The 17,330-nt window shown below is 69.0% G+C and carries 14 protein-coding genes; 4 read left to right on the top strand and 10 right to left on the bottom strand.

Annotated features, from left to right (window positions below; translation table 11 throughout):
- Positions 1-61: 61 nt before the first annotated feature.
- The 8 genes from ACTWPW_RS19670 to ACTWPW_RS19635 form a co-directional block, all read right to left on the bottom strand.
- Positions 62-1,075, bottom strand: a complete 1,014-nt coding sequence (locus ACTWPW_RS19670; RefSeq protein ID WP_375115194.1) for a LacI family DNA-binding transcriptional regulator — start codon at positions 1,073-1,075, stop codon at positions 62-64.
- Between the two features lie 33 nt (positions 1,076-1,108).
- Positions 1,109-2,368, bottom strand: coding sequence for a multiple monosaccharide ABC transporter permease (gene mmsB / locus ACTWPW_RS19665; RefSeq protein WP_375115193.1), 1,260 nt, complete (start codon positions 2,366-2,368; stop codon positions 1,109-1,111).
- A gap of 76 nt (positions 2,369-2,444) precedes the next feature.
- Complete coding sequence (gene mmsA, locus ACTWPW_RS19660; RefSeq protein ID WP_375115192.1) at positions 2,445-3,974, bottom strand: multiple monosaccharide ABC transporter ATP-binding protein; 1,530 nt, start codon at positions 3,972-3,974, stop codon at positions 2,445-2,447.
- Between the two features lie 57 nt (positions 3,975-4,031).
- The gene (gene chvE, locus ACTWPW_RS19655; protein WP_375115191.1) at positions 4,032-5,150 is read right to left on the bottom strand and encodes a multiple monosaccharide ABC transporter substrate-binding protein; all 1,119 of its coding nucleotides are present in this window, start codon (positions 5,148-5,150) and stop codon (positions 4,032-4,034) included.
- Positions 5,151-5,342: 192 nt separating this feature from the next.
- Positions 5,343-6,326 carry a galactofuranose ABC transporter, permease protein YjfF gene (gene yjfF / locus ACTWPW_RS19650; RefSeq protein ID WP_375115190.1) on the bottom strand — a complete coding sequence of 328 codons (984 nt, stop codon included), beginning with the start codon at positions 6,324-6,326 and terminating at the stop codon, positions 5,343-5,345.
- Positions 6,323-7,336 (bottom strand): ABC transporter permease, encoded by a 1,014-nt coding sequence (locus ACTWPW_RS19645; RefSeq protein WP_443169509.1) that lies wholly within the window; start codon positions 7,334-7,336, stop codon positions 6,323-6,325. The genes yjfF and ACTWPW_RS19645 overlap by 4 nt, the downstream gene beginning before the upstream one ends.
- Positions 7,333-8,844, bottom strand: a complete 1,512-nt coding sequence (locus ACTWPW_RS19640; protein ID WP_375115188.1) for a sugar ABC transporter ATP-binding protein — start codon at positions 8,842-8,844, stop codon at positions 7,333-7,335. Before ACTWPW_RS19640 ends, ACTWPW_RS19645 begins: the two co-directional genes overlap by 4 nt.
- A 162-nt stretch (positions 8,845-9,006) precedes the next feature.
- Positions 9,007-9,873: an ABC transporter substrate-binding protein gene (locus ACTWPW_RS19635; protein WP_443169508.1), complete on the bottom strand. Its 867-nt coding sequence runs from the start codon at positions 9,871-9,873 to the stop codon at positions 9,007-9,009.
- On the opposite strand from ACTWPW_RS19635, the gene ACTWPW_RS19630 reads away from it, so the two are divergent.
- A complete protein-coding gene (locus ACTWPW_RS19630) occupies positions 9,872-10,024 on the top strand; it encodes a hypothetical protein (RefSeq protein WP_443169507.1) in 153 nt (50 codons plus the stop codon). The genes ACTWPW_RS19635 and ACTWPW_RS19630 overlap by 2 nt on opposite strands.
- 54 nt (positions 10,025-10,078) lie before the next feature.
- Here the strand turns inward: ACTWPW_RS19630 and ACTWPW_RS19625 are convergent, their stop codons facing one another.
- The gene (locus ACTWPW_RS19625; protein WP_443169544.1) at positions 10,079-11,059 is read right to left on the bottom strand and encodes a LacI family DNA-binding transcriptional regulator; all 981 of its coding nucleotides are present in this window, start codon (positions 11,057-11,059) and stop codon (positions 10,079-10,081) included.
- A gap of 296 nt (positions 11,060-11,355) precedes the next feature.
- Between ACTWPW_RS19625 and ACTWPW_RS19620 the strand changes: the two genes are divergently transcribed.
- A complete protein-coding gene (locus ACTWPW_RS19620; RefSeq protein WP_443169506.1) occupies positions 11,356-14,745 on the top strand; it encodes an alpha-L-arabinofuranosidase C-terminal domain-containing protein in 3,390 nt (1,129 codons plus the stop codon).
- A gap of 31 nt (positions 14,746-14,776) precedes the next feature.
- Here ACTWPW_RS19620 and ACTWPW_RS19615 read toward each other — a convergent pair whose 3' ends face one another.
- On the bottom strand, positions 14,777-15,523 hold the full coding sequence (locus tag ACTWPW_RS19615) for a metallophosphoesterase (RefSeq protein ID WP_443169505.1): 747 nt from the start codon (positions 15,521-15,523) through the stop codon (positions 14,777-14,779).
- A gap of 77 nt (positions 15,524-15,600) precedes the next feature.
- On the opposite strand from ACTWPW_RS19615, the gene pdxR reads away from it, so the two are divergent.
- Together pdxR and ACTWPW_RS19605 are read left to right on the top strand one after the other, a co-directional pair.
- A complete protein-coding gene (pdxR, locus tag ACTWPW_RS19610; protein WP_375115184.1) occupies positions 15,601-17,016 on the top strand; it encodes a MocR-like pyridoxine biosynthesis transcription factor PdxR in 1,416 nt (471 codons plus the stop codon).
- 22 nt (positions 17,017-17,038) lie between these two features.
- Complete coding sequence (locus ACTWPW_RS19605; RefSeq protein ID WP_364113281.1) at positions 17,039-17,242, top strand: DUF4236 domain-containing protein; 204 nt, start codon at positions 17,039-17,041, stop codon at positions 17,240-17,242.
- Positions 17,243-17,330 lie beyond the last annotated feature (88 nt).

The raw sequence follows: 17,330 nt of genomic DNA, 5'->3' as shown, positions 1-17,330 counted from the left end.
AGCGTTCACATTGAACTCCAGGGAGTTTCCGGGGGCATGCCAATCATCTACCTGACAGCATCTACCTAACTGGGGCCGTGCTGGCCCTGACGACGAAGCTGGGCCGGACGACCAGGCGCTCGTACGCGGTGGGTCCCACGTCGATCTGCCGCAGCAGCACCTCGATGCAGTGCCGGCCCACCACGTCGAAATCCTGCCTGACCGTCGTGAGCGGCGGCGAGAAGAACTCCGACTCGGGGATGTCGTCGAAGCCGACCACGCTGATCTGGCCGGGAACCCGCACCCCCATCTCCGACAGGGCGCGCAGCACGCCGAGCGCCATCTGGTCGTTGGCCGCGAAGACGGCCGTGACGCCGTCCATCGCGGCCAGGCTCTTGCCCGCCTCGTAACCGGCGCGCGGGCTCCAGTCGCCGGCCAGCGGCTCGGGCACCGGCCGGCCGGCCTCCTCCAGAGCGGCCCGCCAGCCGTCGACCCGGCCCTGGGTCTCCAGCCAGTCGGCCGGGCCGCTGACGTGCCAGACCGTCTCGTGGCCCTGGTCGAGCAGGTGCCGGGTGGCGAGCTTGGCGCCCTCCACCTGGTCGATGCACACCACCGAGACGTCGGCGCTGTGCGTGCCCTCGACCGCCACCGCCGGCAGGCCGGTCGGCAGGTTCTCCAGGGCCCGCGCGGCCGAGCGCTGCGGCGCCACCACGACCACCCCGTCAACGCCCTGCTCGGCGAGGTAGTCGATGGCGTCGCCCACGCTGGCCGCGTCGATCGACTTGAGGCTGACGATGCTGACGAAGTAGCCGGCGGTCCTGGCCGCCTGCTCGATGCCGTAGATGGTGCTGGCCGGACCGTACAGCGTGGTGTCGAAGCTGACCACGCCGAGGGTCCTCGAGCGCTTGGTGACCAGGGCGCGGGCGACCAGGTTGCGGCGGTAGCCCAGCCGGGTGATCGCCTCCTCCACCCGGGCGCGGGTGTCGGCCCGGACGTTCGGGTGGTCGTTGAGCACCCGGGAGACCGTCTGATGCGACACGCCCGCCTCCTTGGCCACGTCGGCCATGACCGGCATGCGGCGTCTGGGCGTCGTCACGGTCTCTCCTTTCGCTGGGCTCCGGGGATCTTACTAGCGCGAAGCTCCCGCCCTGCGCTTCGTCCACACGTCGAACGCCACGGCGGCGAGCAGGACGGCGCCCTTGACGAGCATGACCCGCTCACTGGGCGAGCCGATCAGGGACATGCCGTTGTTGATGACCGCCATGATCAGACCGCCGGTGATGGCGCCGACGACCTTGCCGACGCCGCCCTGCACCGCCGCGCCACCGATGAAGGCCGCGGCGATGGCGTCCAGCTCGAAGCTGTTGCCCGCCGTCGGACCCGCCTGGTTGAGCCGGCCGGCGAAGATGATGCCGGCGATGGCCGACAGCACGCCCATGTTCACGAAGATCCAGAAGACCACCGACTTGACCTTCACGCCGGACATGACGGCCGCCTGGAGGTTGCCGCCGATGGCGTAGATCTGCCGGCCGAAGACCGTGCGGTTGGCCATCATCGAGTACGCCAGCACGAGGATCGCCAGCAGCACCAGCACCCACGGCAGGTTCTTGAACCGGGCGAGCTGGATGACCAGGAAGAGGATCAGCGCGGCACCGGCCAGCATCTTCAGCACGAACAGCGCCATGGGCTCGACCGACTGGCCGTAACCCTGGCGGGCGTTCCTGGTGCGCCACTGGGAGGTGAACATGCCGACGATCGCGACGACGCCGATCAGCAGGCTGAACAGGTCGGCGCCGCCGAGCGGGCCGAGGCCGATGTTGCCGAGATAGCCGTCGGTGAAGCCGTTGGCCAGCGTACGGACCTGGTCCGGGAACGGGCCGATGCCCTGGTTGCCGAGCACGGTCAGCGTCAGCGCCCGGAACAGCAGCATGCCGGCCAGCGTCACGATGAAGGCCGGGATCCCGAAGTACGCGATCCAGTACCCCTGCCAGGCCCCGATGAGGGCGCCCGCCACCAGCGTGGCCAGCAGGGCCAGCGGCCATGGCCAGCCCATGTTGACCATGAGCACCGCCGCCAGCGCTCCCGTGACCGCCACCACCGAGCCGACCGACAGGTCGATGTGCCCGGCGATGATGATCAGGATCATCCCGATCGCGAGGATCAGGACGTAGGAGTTCTGGACGATGATGTTCGAGATGTTCTGCGGCTGCAGCATGGCGCCGTCGGTCAGCACCGTGAACAACACGACGATCGCCGCGAACGCGATGTAGATACCGCTCGATCGCAGGTTGAGCGAAATTCCGCCGAGCGACACCCGGCCCGGCTGCCGTGGCGCTCCCCCGTCGCCCTTGGCGCCGACCTCCACGTCGGCAGGCGTGACGCTGCTCATGCGCCCGCCTTCGTCAGGCGCATGAGCAGCGTCTGGCTGTGTTTGATAGTTCGCTCGCTTCGCTCGCTCATCAGAGCTACTCCTGTCCCTTGGTCATGAGGTGCATGAGGCTTTCCTGGGTGGCCTCCTGGCGGGGAACCTCGCCGGTGATGCGACCTTCGGAGAGTGTGTAGATGCGGTCGCACAGGCCAAGCAGCTCAGGCAACTCACTTGAGATCACCAGCACGGCCTTGCCCTGGTCAGCGAGGTGGTTGATGATCGTGTAGATCTCGTACTTGGCACCGACGTCGATGCCGCGGGTCGGCTCGTCGAGGATGAGCACGTCCGGCTCGGTCATGATCCACTTGGACAGCACGACCTTCTGCTGGTTGCCGCCGCTCAGCTTGCCCACGACGCTGTTGACGCTGGGCGCCTTGATGTTCATGCTCTTGTGGAACTCTTCGGCGACCCGGTATTCCTCGTTCTCGTTGACCCAGCCGCGCTTGGCCAGGCCCTTGAGCCCGGCCGCGCTGATGTTGCGCTTGATGTCCTCGATGAGGTTGAGCCCGTAGCGCTTGCGGTCCTCGGAGGCGTAGGCGATGCCGTGCCTGATCGCGTCCTGCACGTGGCGGATCTCGATCGGTTTGCCGTCCTTGAAGATCTTGCCGGAGATGTGCACGCCGTACGCCCGCCCGAACACGCTCATCGCCAGCTCGGTGCGCCCGGCGCCCATCAGGCCCGCGAGCCCGACGATCTCCCCCCGGCGCAGCGTCAGCGATGCCCCGTCGACGACCTTGCGGTCCGGCTGGCTGGGACTGTAGACCGTCCAGTCCTCGATCCGCAGCGCCTCCTCGCCGACCGTCGGCTCGTGCGGCGGGAAGCGGTTGTCGAGGGCGCGGCCGACCATGCCGGAGATGATGCGGTCCTCCGTCACGTGGTCGCTGGCCATGTCGAGCGTCTCGATCGTCCGGCCGTCACGGATGATCGTGACGGAGTCGGCGATCGCGATCACCTCGTTCAGCTTGTGGGAGATGATCACGCACGTGATGCCCGCGTCCCGCAGCCCGCGCAGCAGGTCCAGCAGGTGAGCGGAGTCGTCGTCGTTGAGCGCCGCGGTGGGCTCGTCGAGGATGAGGAGCTTCACCTCTTTCGACAGCGCCTTGGCGATCTCCACGAGCTGCTGCTTGCCGACGCCGATGTCGGAGATCGGCGTGGTCGGGTTCTCGCGCAGGCCGACCCGCTTCATCAGCTCGGCGGCCTCGTAGTTGGTGCGGTTCCAGTCGATGATCCCGCGTTTGGCGCGCTCGTTGCCGAGGAAGATGTTCTCCGCGATCGACAGCTGAGGGCTCAGCGCCAGCTCCTGGTGGATGATGACGATGCCGGCGTGCTCGCTGTCGCGGATGCTGCCGAACTCGCATCTCTGACCCTCGAAGAAGATCTCGCCCTCGTAGTCGCCGTGCGGGTAGACCCCGGACAGCACCTTCATCAGCGTCGACTTGCCGGCGCCGTTCTCGCCGCAGATGGCGTGGATCTCGCCCTGCCGGACCGACAGGTTGACGTCCTGCAGCGCCTTGACACCGGGGAACGTCTTGGTGATCCCGCTCATCCGCAAGATGTGCTCGGTCATATGCCCCTCGCTCAGGGAGAGCCCCGGGGACGCGGTGGCATCCCCGGGGGCAGGCCCTTACTTGAGCTGGTCCTCGGTGTAGTAGTTGCCGCCGATGATGACTTCCTTGTAGTTGGACTTGTCGACGATCACCGGGTCGAGCAGGTACGAAGGAACGACCTTGTTGCCGTTGTCGTAGTCCTTGGTGTTGTTCACCTCGGGCTGGGCGCCCTTGAGCACGGAGTCGGCCATCTTCACCGTCTGCTCGGCGAGCTTGCGGGTGTCCTTGAAGATGGTCGAGTACTGCTCGTCAGCTATGATCGACTTGACCGAGGCGAGCTCGGCGTCCTGGCCGGTCACGATCGGGTAGGGCTGGCCGCTGGTGCCGTAGCCGGAGCTCTTCAGCGCCGACAGGATGCCGATGGACAGGCCGTCGTACGGCGACAGCACGCCGTCGACCTTGGTGCCACCGGTGTAGGACTTGGTGAGGAGGTCCTCCATGCGCTTCTGCGCGGTGGCGGGGTCCCAGCGGAGGATGGCGGCGGTCTTGAAGTCGGTCTGGCCGCTCACGACCTTCAGGGTGCCGTCGTCGAGCTTCGGCTTCAGCACCGACATCGCGCCCTCCCAGAAGAAGGTGGCGTTGTTGTCGTCGGGCGAGCCGCCGAACAGCTCGACGTTGAACGGGCCCTTCTTGCCGTCCTCGACGCCGAGGCCCTTCAGCAGCGAGGTCGCCTGCTGCACGCCGACCTTGAAGTTGTCGAAGGTGGCGTAGTAGTCGACGTTCGGGCTGTTGCGGATCAGCCGGTCGTAGGCGATGACCGGGATCTTCGCGTCAGCGGCCTGCTGGAGCTGGGAGGTGATCGCGGTGCCGTCGATCGAGGCCACGATCAGGAGCTTGGCGCCCTTGGTGATCTGGTTCTCGATCTGGTTGGCCTGCGTGGGGATGTCGTTCTCGGCGTACTGCAGGTCGACCTTGTAGCCGAGCTTCTCGAGCTGCTGCTTGACGTTGTCACCGTCGTGGATCCAGCGCTCGGAGGACTTGGTGGGCATGGTGACGCCGATCATGGCGCCCGCGTTGCCGGCAGCCGCGGAGGTGGAGGCCTCCTGGTCGACTGTCTTCGTGCTCGACCCACAAGCCGTCATGGTCGCGGCGAGAGCGATGGCGGACACCACGCCCCCGATTCGTCCCAACCTCATGTGCATCCCTTTCCATGGGGGTCGCGGCAGCGCTGGACGCGGCGACTGCCGGTTAAGCGAGGGATTCAGTCACAGAACGTGACGAATCAGAACAAAGTTCGCATTCGTTTCCGCCGATTGTTATCGCTAACAAAGCTTATGTCAACGGTAGGACATAACCTGACGGAAACTTTCAGGTAACTTCTATGCAGGTCAGCGGCGTGACCGAGCCGAGAATAGCCGCTGCAGCAGGATGAAGACGAAGAGCAACATTCCGATGAAGATCTTGGTCCACCACGAGGAGAGCGTCCCTTCGAAACTGATGATCGTCTGGATCAGTCCGAGCACGAGCACGCCGAGCACGGTCCCCAGCAGGAAACCGCTACCGCCGGTCAACAGCGTGCCGCCGATGACGACCGCCGCGATCGCGTCCAGCTCCATGCTCAGCGCGTGCAGGCCGTAGCCCGAGAGCATGTAGAACGACAGGAGCACCCCGCCCAGCGCCGAGCAGAACCCGCTGACGGTGTAGACGGTGATCTTCGTCCGGCCCACGGGCAACCCCATCAGCAGCGCCGACTGCTCGCTGCCGCCCGTCGCGTAGACCGAGCGGCCGAAGCGGGTGTAGTGCAGCACGTACGCCGCCACCCCCACGACCAGCACCGCGATGATCACGCTCGGCGAGATCCACAGGTCGGCGAACAGGTCGATCCGGGTCTGCGCGAACGCCGTGAACGTCGGGTCGTCGATCGGGATCGAGTCCGTGCCGATCGTGTAGCACAGCCCCCGCGCCAGGAACATCCCCGCCAGCGTCACGATGAACGGCTGGATGTCGAAGGCGTGCACGATGTACCCCATCACCAGCCCCAGCCCGGACCCGATGGCCAGCACCAGCGGCACCACCAGGTACGGCGGCCACCCCGGCCCCTCCATGAGGCTCGCCGAGATCATCGTGGACAGCGCCACCACCGACCCCACCGACAGGTCGATGCCCCCGGTGAGGATCACGAACGTCATCCCCACCGCCACCACCAGCAGGAAGGCGTTGTCGATGAAGACGTTCAGGATCACCTGCCCGCTGGCGAACCCCTCATAGCGGATCCCGCCCACCAGGAACATGGCCAGGAACAGGCACCCGGTCACCAGAACCGGCAGGTACTTGGCAGGGACGGTGGTCCTGCCGATCGTCATGGTGGTCATGCGGTCACCCGCACCTTCTCCTCGGAGGCGGGACTGGGCGGGGCCGTGCGCCCTTTCCGGCGGAACACCTTCGCGCGGAAGGACGGGGACTGGATGAGGCAGACGACCGTCACGACCAGCGCCTTGAACAGCAGCGTGGTCTCCGGCGGCACCCCGATCGAGTAGATCGTCGTGGTCAGGGTCTGGATGATGAGCGCGCCCAGCACGGTCCCGCCGAGCGAGAACCGGCCGCCGGCCAGCGACGTGCCGCCGATCACCACGGCCAGGATCGCGTCCAGCTCGATCCACAGGCCGGCGTTGTTGCCGTCGGCGCTGGAGACGTTCGAGCTGATCATCAGTCCGGCCACACCCGCGCACAGGCCGGCGAACGCGTACACCATGATGATGATCCCGCGCGCCCTGATGCCCGCCAGCCTGCTGGCCTCGGCGTTGCCGCCGACCGACTCGATCAGCATGCCCAGCGCCAGCCGCCTGGTCAGGAACACGGTGATCGCCAGCACGGCGATGACGATGAGGATGCCGAACGGCACGGTCAGCCAGTAACCGCCGCCGATCACCTTGTACGCCGGGCTGTTGACGGTGATGATCTGGCCGTCGGTGATGAGCTGGGCCAGGCCGCGCCCGGCCACCATCAGGATGAGGGTGGCGATGATCGGCTGGATCCCGATGCCCGCGACCAGGAACCCGTTCCAGGCCCCCAGCGCCAGGCACAGCCCGAGCGCCAGCGCCACGGCGGTGAACACGCTCGCGTCCTGGCTGATCTGCAGGCAGGCCAGCGCACCCGAGATCGCCACCACCGAGCCCACCGACAGGTCGATGCCGCCGGTGGCGATGACCAGCGTCATGCCCAGCGAGACCAGGATCAGCGGCGCGCCGAAGCGCAGGATGTCGATCAGGCTGCCGTACAGGTGGCCGTCCCTGACCTGGATCGAGAAGAAGCTGGGCGTGAAGAACACGTTCAGCGCCAGCAGCAGGGCCAGCACCACCAGCGGCCACAACAGCCGTCTCATGAGGCTCGCCCTCCGCTCGCGATCGTCTCCAGCAGCACGTCTGTCGTGAGCGCCTCGTCGTTGGGCAGCTCGGCCACCAGCCGCCGGTCGCGCAGCACCTCGACCTTGTGGCTGAGCCGCAGCACCTCCTCCAGCTCGGCGGAGATGAACAGCACCGCCATCCCGCCGTCCGACAGCTCCGCGACCAGGCGCTGGATCTCGGTCTTCGCGCCCACGTCGATGCCCCGGGTGGGCTCGTCCAGGATGAGCAGCCGGGGCTCCAGGATCAGCCACCTGGCCAGCACGACCTTCTGCTGGTTGCCGCCGCTGAGGTTGCGGACGAGGTGCTCGGGGTTGGGCGGGCTGATCTTCAGGGCCTTGACGTACCTGTCGACCAGCTCGTCCTGCTGCTCGCGCGGCACCGGCCTGGTCCAGCCCCTGGTGGCCTGGAGGGCGAGGATGATGTTCTCGCGCACGGTGAGGTCCGGGATGAGACCGTCGGCCTTGCGGTTCTCCGAGCAGAACGCGATCTTGTGGTTCATCGCCGCGCGGGGCGTGCGTAACGACGACGGCGACCCGCCGATCGCGAGCTCGCCCGTGCTCGCGTGGTCGGCGCCGAACAACAACCGGGCGATCTCCGTACGGCCGGAGCCGAGCAGCCCCGCCAGGCCCACGACCTCGCCCTCGTGGATGGTGACGCTGAACGGCTCGATCGCCCCGGTGCGGCCCAGCTCGCGCGCCTCCACCAGCGGGCGGTCGAAGACCTTGGCCTCACCGTGCAGGCGCTCCAGCGCGGCCAGCTCCTGCCCGATCATCTTCGCGACCAGCTCGACCTGCGGGAGCTCCCTCGTCAGGTAGTCACCGACGAGCCGCCCGTTCCGCAGAATCGTCATACGATCCGAAATTTCGTAGATCTGGTCGAGAAAGTGTGAGACGAAGAGGATGGCGATGCCCTCCTCCTTCAGCCGCCGCATCACCCTGAAGAGCTGCGCGACCTCGTCCGCGTCCAGGCTGGAGGTGGGCTCGTCGAGGATCAGCACCCTGGCGTCCACGTCGATCGCCCGCGCGATCGCCACCATCTGCTGGATCGCCAGCGAGTACGACGACAGCGGCGCCGACACGTCCAGGCTCAGCTCCAGCCGCGCCAGCAGCTCACCGGCCCTGGCCCGCATGCGCTTCCAGTCGATGCGCCCCCGGCGGCGCGGCTCGCGGCCGAGCAGGATGTTCTCGGCCACCGAGAGGTTCGTGCAGAGGTTGACCTCCTGGTAGACCGTGCTGATCCCGGCCTGCTGGGCCTCCAGGGGGCTGCCGAACGCGACCGGCGCGCCGCCCAGCTCGATGGTGCCCGCGTCGGCGGGGTGGACGCCGGTGAGCACCTTGATCAGGGTGGACTTGCCCGCGCCGTTCTCTCCCATGAGCGCGTGCACCTCACCGGGGAGCAGCCGCAGGTCCACGCCGTCCAGGGCCTTCACCCCCGGAAACTGTTTGCCGATCCCGCTCATCGTCAGGACCGGCGCGGGTACGGCCATCAGCCATTCCCCTTTCGCATCGCGATGGCGGCCCGGGCTGTTCCCCGGACCGCCTCCCTCGTCCATACGCCCCTGCCACCCCTCCGTCCACCCGCCCGAGGGACCCCGGTCCCGCACGGCCGGGGTCCCTTCCGGAATGACGGATCGGAGGACGGCCCGGGCTCAGTACTGGCGGGTGGACAGGGCCTGCTTGGCCTGCTCCTGGGTGAACGTGGTCTCCTCGGTCACCACGCGCGCCGGCACCTGCTCACCCTTGACGACCTTCTTGGCCAGGTCCATCAGCTGCGGGCCGAGCAGCGGCGAGCACTCGACGATGAAGTTGATCTTCCCGTCGGCCAGCGCCTGCATGCCGTCCTTGACCGCGTCGACAGTGATGATCTTGATGTCCTTGCCGGGCACCTTGCCCGCGCCCTCGATCGCCTCGATCGCGCCCAGGCCCATGTCGTCGTTGTGCGCGTACAGCACGTCGATGTCCGGGGTGGACTTCAGGAAGGCCTCCATGACCTCCTTGCCCTTGGCCCTGGTGAAGTCACCCGTCTGCGAGGCGACGACCTTGAACTTCGCGTCCGTCCCGATGACCTCGGCGAAGCCCGCCTTGCGGTCGTTGGCCGGCGCCGAGCCCGTCGTGCCCTGCAGCTCGACGATGTTCACCGTGTCCTTGGTGTCCTTGTACTCCTCCACCAGCCACTGCCCGGCCTTCTTGCCCTCCTCGATGAAGTCGGAGCCCAGGAAGGTCTTGTAGAGGGTCGTGTCCTTGGAGTCCACGGCGCGGTCGGTCAGGATGACCGGGATCTTCGCGTTCTGGGCCTCCTTGAGCACCGTGTCCCAGCCCGACTCCACCACCGGCGAGAAGGCGATGATGTCCACCTTCTGCTGGATGTAGGAGCGGATGGCCTTGATCTGGTTCTCCTGCTTCTGCTGGGCGTCGGAGAACTTGAGCGTGATGCCCGCGTTCTTCGCCGAGTCCTGCACGGACTTGGTGTTGGCCGTCCGCCAGCCGCTCTCCGCGCCCACCTGGGAGAAGCCCATGGTGATCGCATCGCTGCCACTGCCGCTGGCCGTACCGCTACCACCGCTGGCACCACTGCCACCGCTGCCGCAGGACGCCACCGACATCGCGGTGAGCCCGGCGAGCACCAACGCCGAGATCCTCTTTAACACGTGGGGGGTTCCCTTCTGATGTGAACGCTAACAACCCTGGTCGGGTGCCAGCGCGCCCTGCCTTCCGGTACGGCTAGGCCCGGGCCGTACTGACCCTGGCGACGAACGTCGGCGGCACCACGAGCCGCTCACGCTCCTGGAGTCCGCCTTCGAGCTGCCGTACGAGCACCTCGATGCTGTGTCTGCCCACCGCGTCGAAGTCCTGCCTGATGGTCGTGAGCGGCGGCGAGAAGAACTCCGACTCGGGGATGTCGTCGAAACCGACGACGCTCACCTGCTCGGGCACTCTCACCCCCTGCTCGGTGAACGCCCGCAGCACGCCGAGCGCCATCTGGTCGTTGGTGACGAAGACCGCGGTGACGTTCCTCATGCTCGCCAGGCTGCGGCCCGCCTCGTACCCCGAGCGCGGGCTCCAGTCCCCGGCGAGCGGTCGCGGGGCCTCGCGGCCCGCCTGCTCCAGCGCGGCCCGCCACCCGGCCACGCGCCCTTCGGCCTCCAGCCAGTCGGAGGGGCCGCTGACGTGCCACACCGTCTCGTGGCCCAGCGACAGCAGGTGCTCGGTGGCGAGCCTGCCTCCCGCGACCTGGTCGACGCACACCACGGACACGTCGCCCGCCTCGCCGCCCTCGACGGCGACGGTGGGGACGCCGAGCGGCAGGTCGGCCAGGGCCCGGGCGGCCGAGCGCTGCGGCGCGACCACGACGATGCCGTCCACGCCCTGGTCGGCCAGATAGTCCAGGGCATCGCGCACGCCGGCCTTGTCGATCGACTTGAGGCTGACGATGCTGACGAAGTAGCCGGCCGCCCTGGCCGCCTGCTCGATGCCGTAGACGGTGCTGGCCGGACCGTACAGCGTGGTGTCGAAGCTGACCACTCCGAGCGTTCTGGAGTGCTTGGTGACGAGTGCGCGGGCGACGAGGTTGCGGCGGTAGCCGAGCTTGTCGATCGCTTCGAGCACCCGTGTCCGGGTCTCGCTGCGCACGTTCGGATGATCGTTGAGCACGCGGGAGACAGTCTGATGCGACACGCCGGCCTCCTTGGCCACATCGGCCATGACCGGCAGGCGACGCCCCAGGGTGGATCCCACAGCCGTGCTCCTTTCCTGGCTTGGCCCCGACTGTGAACGTTAACAACCCGTTCCGTCAAGGGCTCCCCGCATTACGTTCGGGTTACGCAAGCTCACCTTGCCGGGCTCCGCCCGGCGGGCTGGGACGGCCACCCTCGCCTCGCCGCGAGTCCATCCCGGTGCCCCTTGACGCCGCTCCCGAGCAGTCCTTAACTTGTCGCGAATCGCCGTTGTTAACGCTCACTTCTGTGTTAACGCTAACAACCAGTGAGGAGCCCCCACTCATGTTGCGAATCGCCTTATCCGCCCTGCTCTTAGCGGGTCTGGTGGTGGCTCCTCCGGTCGCGGCGGCAGCGGACCCCATCCCTGAAGGCGCCGTCGTGGACCAGTTCGACGGCACCACGCTCGGCGAGGACTGGACGGTGTTGTCCCCTGACAGCTCCCGCTGGAGCCTGTCAGGCGGCGCGCTACACCTGGACACCCTGACCGGCGACACCCACCAGGGCACGAACAACGCCCGGAACCTCTTCCTCGTGGACGTCCCCGACGGCGACTTCGAGGTCGTCACCAAGCTCAGCGCGCCGGTCACGCTGGACTACCAGAGCGCGGGCCTGCTGGCTTGGCAGGACTGGGACAACTACGTACGGGCCGGGCTGGCCCACGTCGGGTTCGCGGGCGGGCCGGTGATCGAGACGGCCACCGAGGTCGGCGCGGCCTTCACCTCGGCCTTCGCGGCCAGGCCCGGCTCCACCGCCGAGATCGTCAAGCTGGCCAGGACCGGCGACGAGTTCGTCTCGTCCTACTGGGACGGCACGGCCTGGGTGCAGGCGTCGAGGATGACCGCCGCGCTGAAGGTCGGGCAGGTCGGGCTCTTCGGGCTCTCGGCGCAGAACGGCACCTCCGTCCGGGCCGACTTCGACTACATCGCGATCAAGGCGGCCGAGGGGCGGGCGGTGGTGCCGGAGGGGGCGTTCACGCTGCGGGCGGCGGCGCTGCCGTACCTGTCGGCCGACCGCTCGGGGGTGCGCGCCTCGGCGAAGGCGCCCATGACCGCCCTGGCCGTCACGGCGGAGCCCAGCGGCGACGGCGTCAAGCTCAAGGACGTGGCGACCGGCGAATACCTGGAGGCGAGGCCGCAGGTGCGGCTGAGCGGCTCGGCCTCGGTCTGGCGGCTGACGGATGCCGGTGGGGGCAAGGTCACGGTGTCGTCCGGCGGCCGGAGCGTCTCGATCAGCGACGGGAAGCTGGTCATGGGCACGGACGCGACGAAGTTCCGGATCGAGGGCTACACCTCGGGCAAGCTGACCGTGGACCCGAAGGCCAAGGGCACGAAGGTCAGCCCCGACCTGTACGGCGTCTTCTACGAGGACATCAACCACGCCGCCGACGGCGGCCTCTACGCCGAGCTGGTGCAGAACCGCTCGTTCGAGTTCAACTCGACCGACGAGAGCTCCTACACCGGCCTGACCGCGTGGTCCAAGGCCGAGCGCGGCGCCACCGCCGCCCTGACCGTCACCGGCGATGATCCGCTGAACGCCAGCAACCGCAACTACCTGCGGCTCGACGTGACCGGCGACGGCACGGCGGGCGCGGTCAACGCCGGGTTCAACCGCGGCCTGCCGCTCAAGGCCGGCAAGCGCTACGACCTGTCCCTGTGGGCCAGGCGCCAGCAGGCCGGTCCCCTGACGGTCACCGTGGAGGACGGCACGACCGTGCTGGGCCGGGCCACGCTGCAGGTCAAGGCCGGGGGCTGGGCCACGTACAAGGCGTCGTTCACCGCCTCGGGCACCACTGACGCGGGCCGGCTCGTGGTGCAGGCGCCCGCCGGGCGGACCGATCTGGACATGGTCTCGCTGTTCCCCCGCGACACCTTCAAGGGCCACGGCATGCGGGCGGACCTGGCCAAGATGATCGCCGACCTGGAGCCGCGGTTCCTGCGCTTCCCCGGCGGCTGCGTCACCAACGTGGGCACCTACGACCCGTACTCGGAGAACCAGGACCGGCGCCGCATCTACCAGTGGAAGGAGACGATCGGCCCGGTCGAGGAGCGGCCGACGAACTTCAACTTCTGGGGCTACAACCAGACCTACGGCATCGGCTACTACGAGTACTTCCAGTTCGCCGAGGACATCGGGGCCGAGGCGCTGCCGGTGCTGTCGGTGGGCGTGAACGGCTGCGGCGAGAACCGGCCGCTGACCGACGAGGCCAGGCTGGCCCGGTGGGTGCAGGACACGCTGGACCTGATCGAGTTCGCCAACGGGCCGGTCACCTCGACCTGGGGCAGGAAGCGGGCCGAGCTGGGGCATCCCAAGCCGTTCGGGCTGGAGTACATCGGGCTCGGGAACGAGGAGATCTACGAGGAGTTCTTCACGAACTACCCGAAGTTCGCGAACGCGGTGCGGGCCGAATATCCCGACATCAAGATCATCAGTAACTCGGGTCAGACGTCGCAGGGCGCCTGGTTCGACCGGATGTGGCAGTTCGCCCGCGACCAGAAGGCCGACCTGGTCGACGAGCACTACTACAACAACCCGGACTGGTTCCTGGCCAACAACCACCGCTACGACACCTACGACCGCACCGGGCCGAAGGTGTTCGTGGGCGAGTACGCCTCCCGGGGCAACACCTTCTACAACGCGCTGACCGAGGCGTCGTACATGACGGGCATCGAACGCAACTCCGACGTCGTGCAGCTGGCCTCGTACGCGCCGCTGCTGGCCAACGTCGACTACGTGGACTGGACGCCGGACCTGATCTGGTTCGACAACGACCAGGCGTACGGCTCGCCGAGCTACCACGTCCAGCGCCTGTTCTCCACGAACGTCGGCGAGCGGGTGGTGCCGAGCACGTTCGAGGGCGAGGCCAGGCCGGTCGAGGACATCAGGGGCGCGGTCGGGCTGGGCGCGTGGAACACCGCGGTCCGGTACGACGACGTACGGGTCACCGCGGCGGACGGCACCGTGCTGCTGTCGGACGACTTCTCGGCCGGGGCCGGCGGGTGGACGCCGGGCCTGGGCACCTGGGCCGTGCAGGACGGGGCCTACGTCCAGACGGCGCAGGTCGAGGACGCCAGGTCCACGGCGGGCTCGGCCGGCTGGTCGAACTACACGATGGAGGTGACGGCCCGCAAGACCGCGGGCGCGGAGGGGTTCCTGGTGATGTTCGGAGTCGCGGACACCGGCAACTTCTACTGGTGGAACGTCGGCGGTTGGGGCAACACCCAGTCCGCCGTCGAGAAGGCCGTGAACGGTGGCAAGTCCTCGATCGCCACCTCGGCCACCACCGTCGAGACCGGCCGCGACCACCGGCTCAAGGTCCAGGTCAGCGGGCGCCGGATCACGACCTGGCTGGACGGGCAGCGGATCAACGACTTCGTGGACAGCGCCCGGGTGGAGCCGCTGTACCAGGTGGTCTCCAGGGACGGGAAGTCGGTGACGCTCAAGGTCGTCAACGCGCAGGACACGGCCGTGCGCGGCAGCGTGGACCTCGGCTCGGCCCGGTTCCGGCCGACGGCCACGGTCACCTCGCTGACCGGCGCGCCGTCGGACGTGAACTCGATCGCCGAACCGGACCGGATCGCGCCGGTGCGGCGGCAGGTGAACGGCTTCTCCTCCGCCTTCGCCTACGACTTCCCCGCGTACTCGGTGACGTTCATCGAGCTCACCGAGCGGTGAGGACGCCGTAGGGGGCGGAGCCCCCCGCCCCCTACGGGACGACGCGGTAGTGGGTGGTCATCCGCCCCGCGTCGTCCAGCACGTGGAAGGCGATCACCGGCGGGAGCTCGTAGTCGACCGAGTCGGCGAAGCTCTCGCCGCCCTCCCACGGCAGCTTCAGCGTGGACACGACGCCCCCGCCCACCAGCAGCGGCCGGCCGGCGAACGTGGTGGCCGCGGCCATGTGGGCGTGCCCGACCAGGATCGCGGGCACGCCGGTGCGGCCGGCGAGCAGCGCCTCCAGCCGCTCGGCCCGCCGCAGCCGGATCGCGTCCAGCGGCGCGCTGTGGAGCGGCACCGGCGGGTGGTGGAAGGCCACGAAGACCGGCAGGTCGGTGCCGTCCAGCACGCCTTCGAGCCAGGTGAGCGTCTCGTCGTCGAGGTCACCGGGGTCCTGGCCCGGGATGGAGGAGTCGCACATGGCGAAGACGGCGCCGGGGGTGCGCAGGACCTGGTTGACGGGCCCGTCCGCGGCCTCGTCGCCGAGCAGGACGCGGCGGAACTCCGCCCGCACGTCGTGGTTGCCGGGGCCGACCAGGACGGGGTGGCGGGAGGTGAGCAGCTTGGCGGCCGTCTCGTACTCCTCGGCGAGCCCGTGGTCGGCGATGTCGCCGGTGACCAGCACCGCGTCGACGTCGCCGGGCATCGCGTCCAGGTAACGCATGACGGCGTCGGCCCGGCCGGCGCTCTGCGGTGTGGCGCCGATGTGGATGTCGCTCAGGTGAGCGATCACGATCATGACGGTGGTCCCCTTCCGGTTGTGCCAGCTCACCTACGGTAGGCCCGGGCACCGGACCACACGTAAGATCCGGTTCCGTGCGAAAAGACTGGGCCGGTTCCGGGGTGGACCTGCATCTGGAGCTCTCCGCCGGAGGCGGGCGGCGCGGCGCGCTGGAGGACGCGCTGCGGGCGGCGGTCAGGGACGGGCGGCTGGCGCGCGGCACCCGGCTGCCCTCGTCCCGCTCGCTGGCCGCGCAGCTGCGGCTGTCCCGGGGCACGGTGAGCGCGGCGTACGACCAGCTCGTCGCGGAGGGTTACCTGACCACCCGCCCGGGCTCGGGGACGGAGGTCGCCGCCGTGTCGATCCCCGAACCCGCCCCGGCCGCCCCGGAACCCGCCGCCCCGCCCGAGCCCGTGCACGATCTGCGCCCGGGGCAGCCCGACGTGTCCGCCTTCCCCGCCCGCGCCTGGCTGCGCGCCACCCGGCACGTGCTCGCGACCGCACCCGCCGCCGTACTCGGCCTCTGCGACCCGCGCGGCCGGATCGAGCTCCGGCGGGCGCTGGCCGGCTACCTGGCCAGGACCCGGGGAGTGGTGACCACGCCCGGGCACATCGTCGTCACGACCGGCTTCGTCCAGTCGCTCAACCTGCTCGCCGCCGTCATCGGCGACGGCCCGATCGCCATGGAGGACCCGGGGCACGACTTCTACCGGGAGGTGGTCCGCCGCGCCGGGCGCGAGGTCGTACCGCTGCCGGTGGACGGGCTCGGCGCGCGGGTCGGGACGCTCACCCCCGCCGTCGCCGCCGCGGTCGTCACCCCCGCGCACCAGTACCCCATGGGCGTCCCCCTGCACCCGAGCCGGCGCCGCGCGCTGCGCGAGTGGGGCGGCCTGGTCGTCGAGGACGACTACGACGGGGAGTTCCGCTACGACCGGCAGCCGGTCGGCGCGTTCCAGGGCACGGCACCGGAGCAGGCCGTGTACTTCGGCACCACCTCGGAGTCCCTCGCCCCCGCCCTGCGCCTGGCCTGGATGGCGGTGCCGCCCGCGCTGATCGGCCCCGTCACCGAGGCCAAGCTGCACGCCGACATCCATACGGAGGTGCTCGGCCAGCTCGTGCTGGCCCGGCTGATCGAGACCCACGACTACGACCGGCACATCCGCGCCGCCCGCCTGCGCTACCGCCGGCGCCGCGAGCTGCTGCGCGCCCGCCTGGCCGCCGCGCTGCCCGGCGCGGACCTGCCCGGCGTGGCGGCGGGCCTGCGCGCCCTCCTGCTGCTGCCCGGCGGCGGCCCCTCGGAGGCGGAGCTGCTCGACGCGTGCGCGCGCCGGGGCATCGCGTTGCGCCCCGCCTCCCCGCTCTGGCACGGCGCCGGGCGGGAGGGCCTGCTCATCGGGTACGCCGGCCCCTCGGAACGCGCCTACCCCCACGCGCTCGAAGCCCTGACGGAAACGCTCACGCGCGCGGCCGGCCGGGAACCAGCGGCCGATTCCGGTCGTTCTACCCCATGAGCGCACGATGCGGAGGAGGGACATGGGCTGGCACTACCGCAAGTCAATCAAAGTGGGGCCGTTCCGGATCAACCTGTCGCGGCACGGCGTCAGCCACAGCTTCGGCAACCGGCGCTTCCACGTCTCGACCACCCCCGACGGACGCAAGCACGTGTCGGTCCGCCTGCCCGGTGGCTTCCACGTCGGCAAGTCGTTCGGGAGCAGGCGCTACCCCAGACATTACTGACGCTCGGCGGTCTCCCGACCGCTTGAGATAGAACGGGCCGGAGGCGAAAGCCTCCGGCCCGTCCCCTTTCCCCGGGACCGCAAATGCC

Origin of the sequence: Nonomuraea sp. KM90 (genome assembly GCF_052246675.1) — a bacterium.
GTDB lineage: Bacteria > Actinomycetota > Actinomycetes > Streptosporangiales > Streptosporangiaceae > Nonomuraea.
Note: the sequence above shows the minus strand (reverse complement) of the source record. Positions and strands in the feature narration are given on the sequence as shown.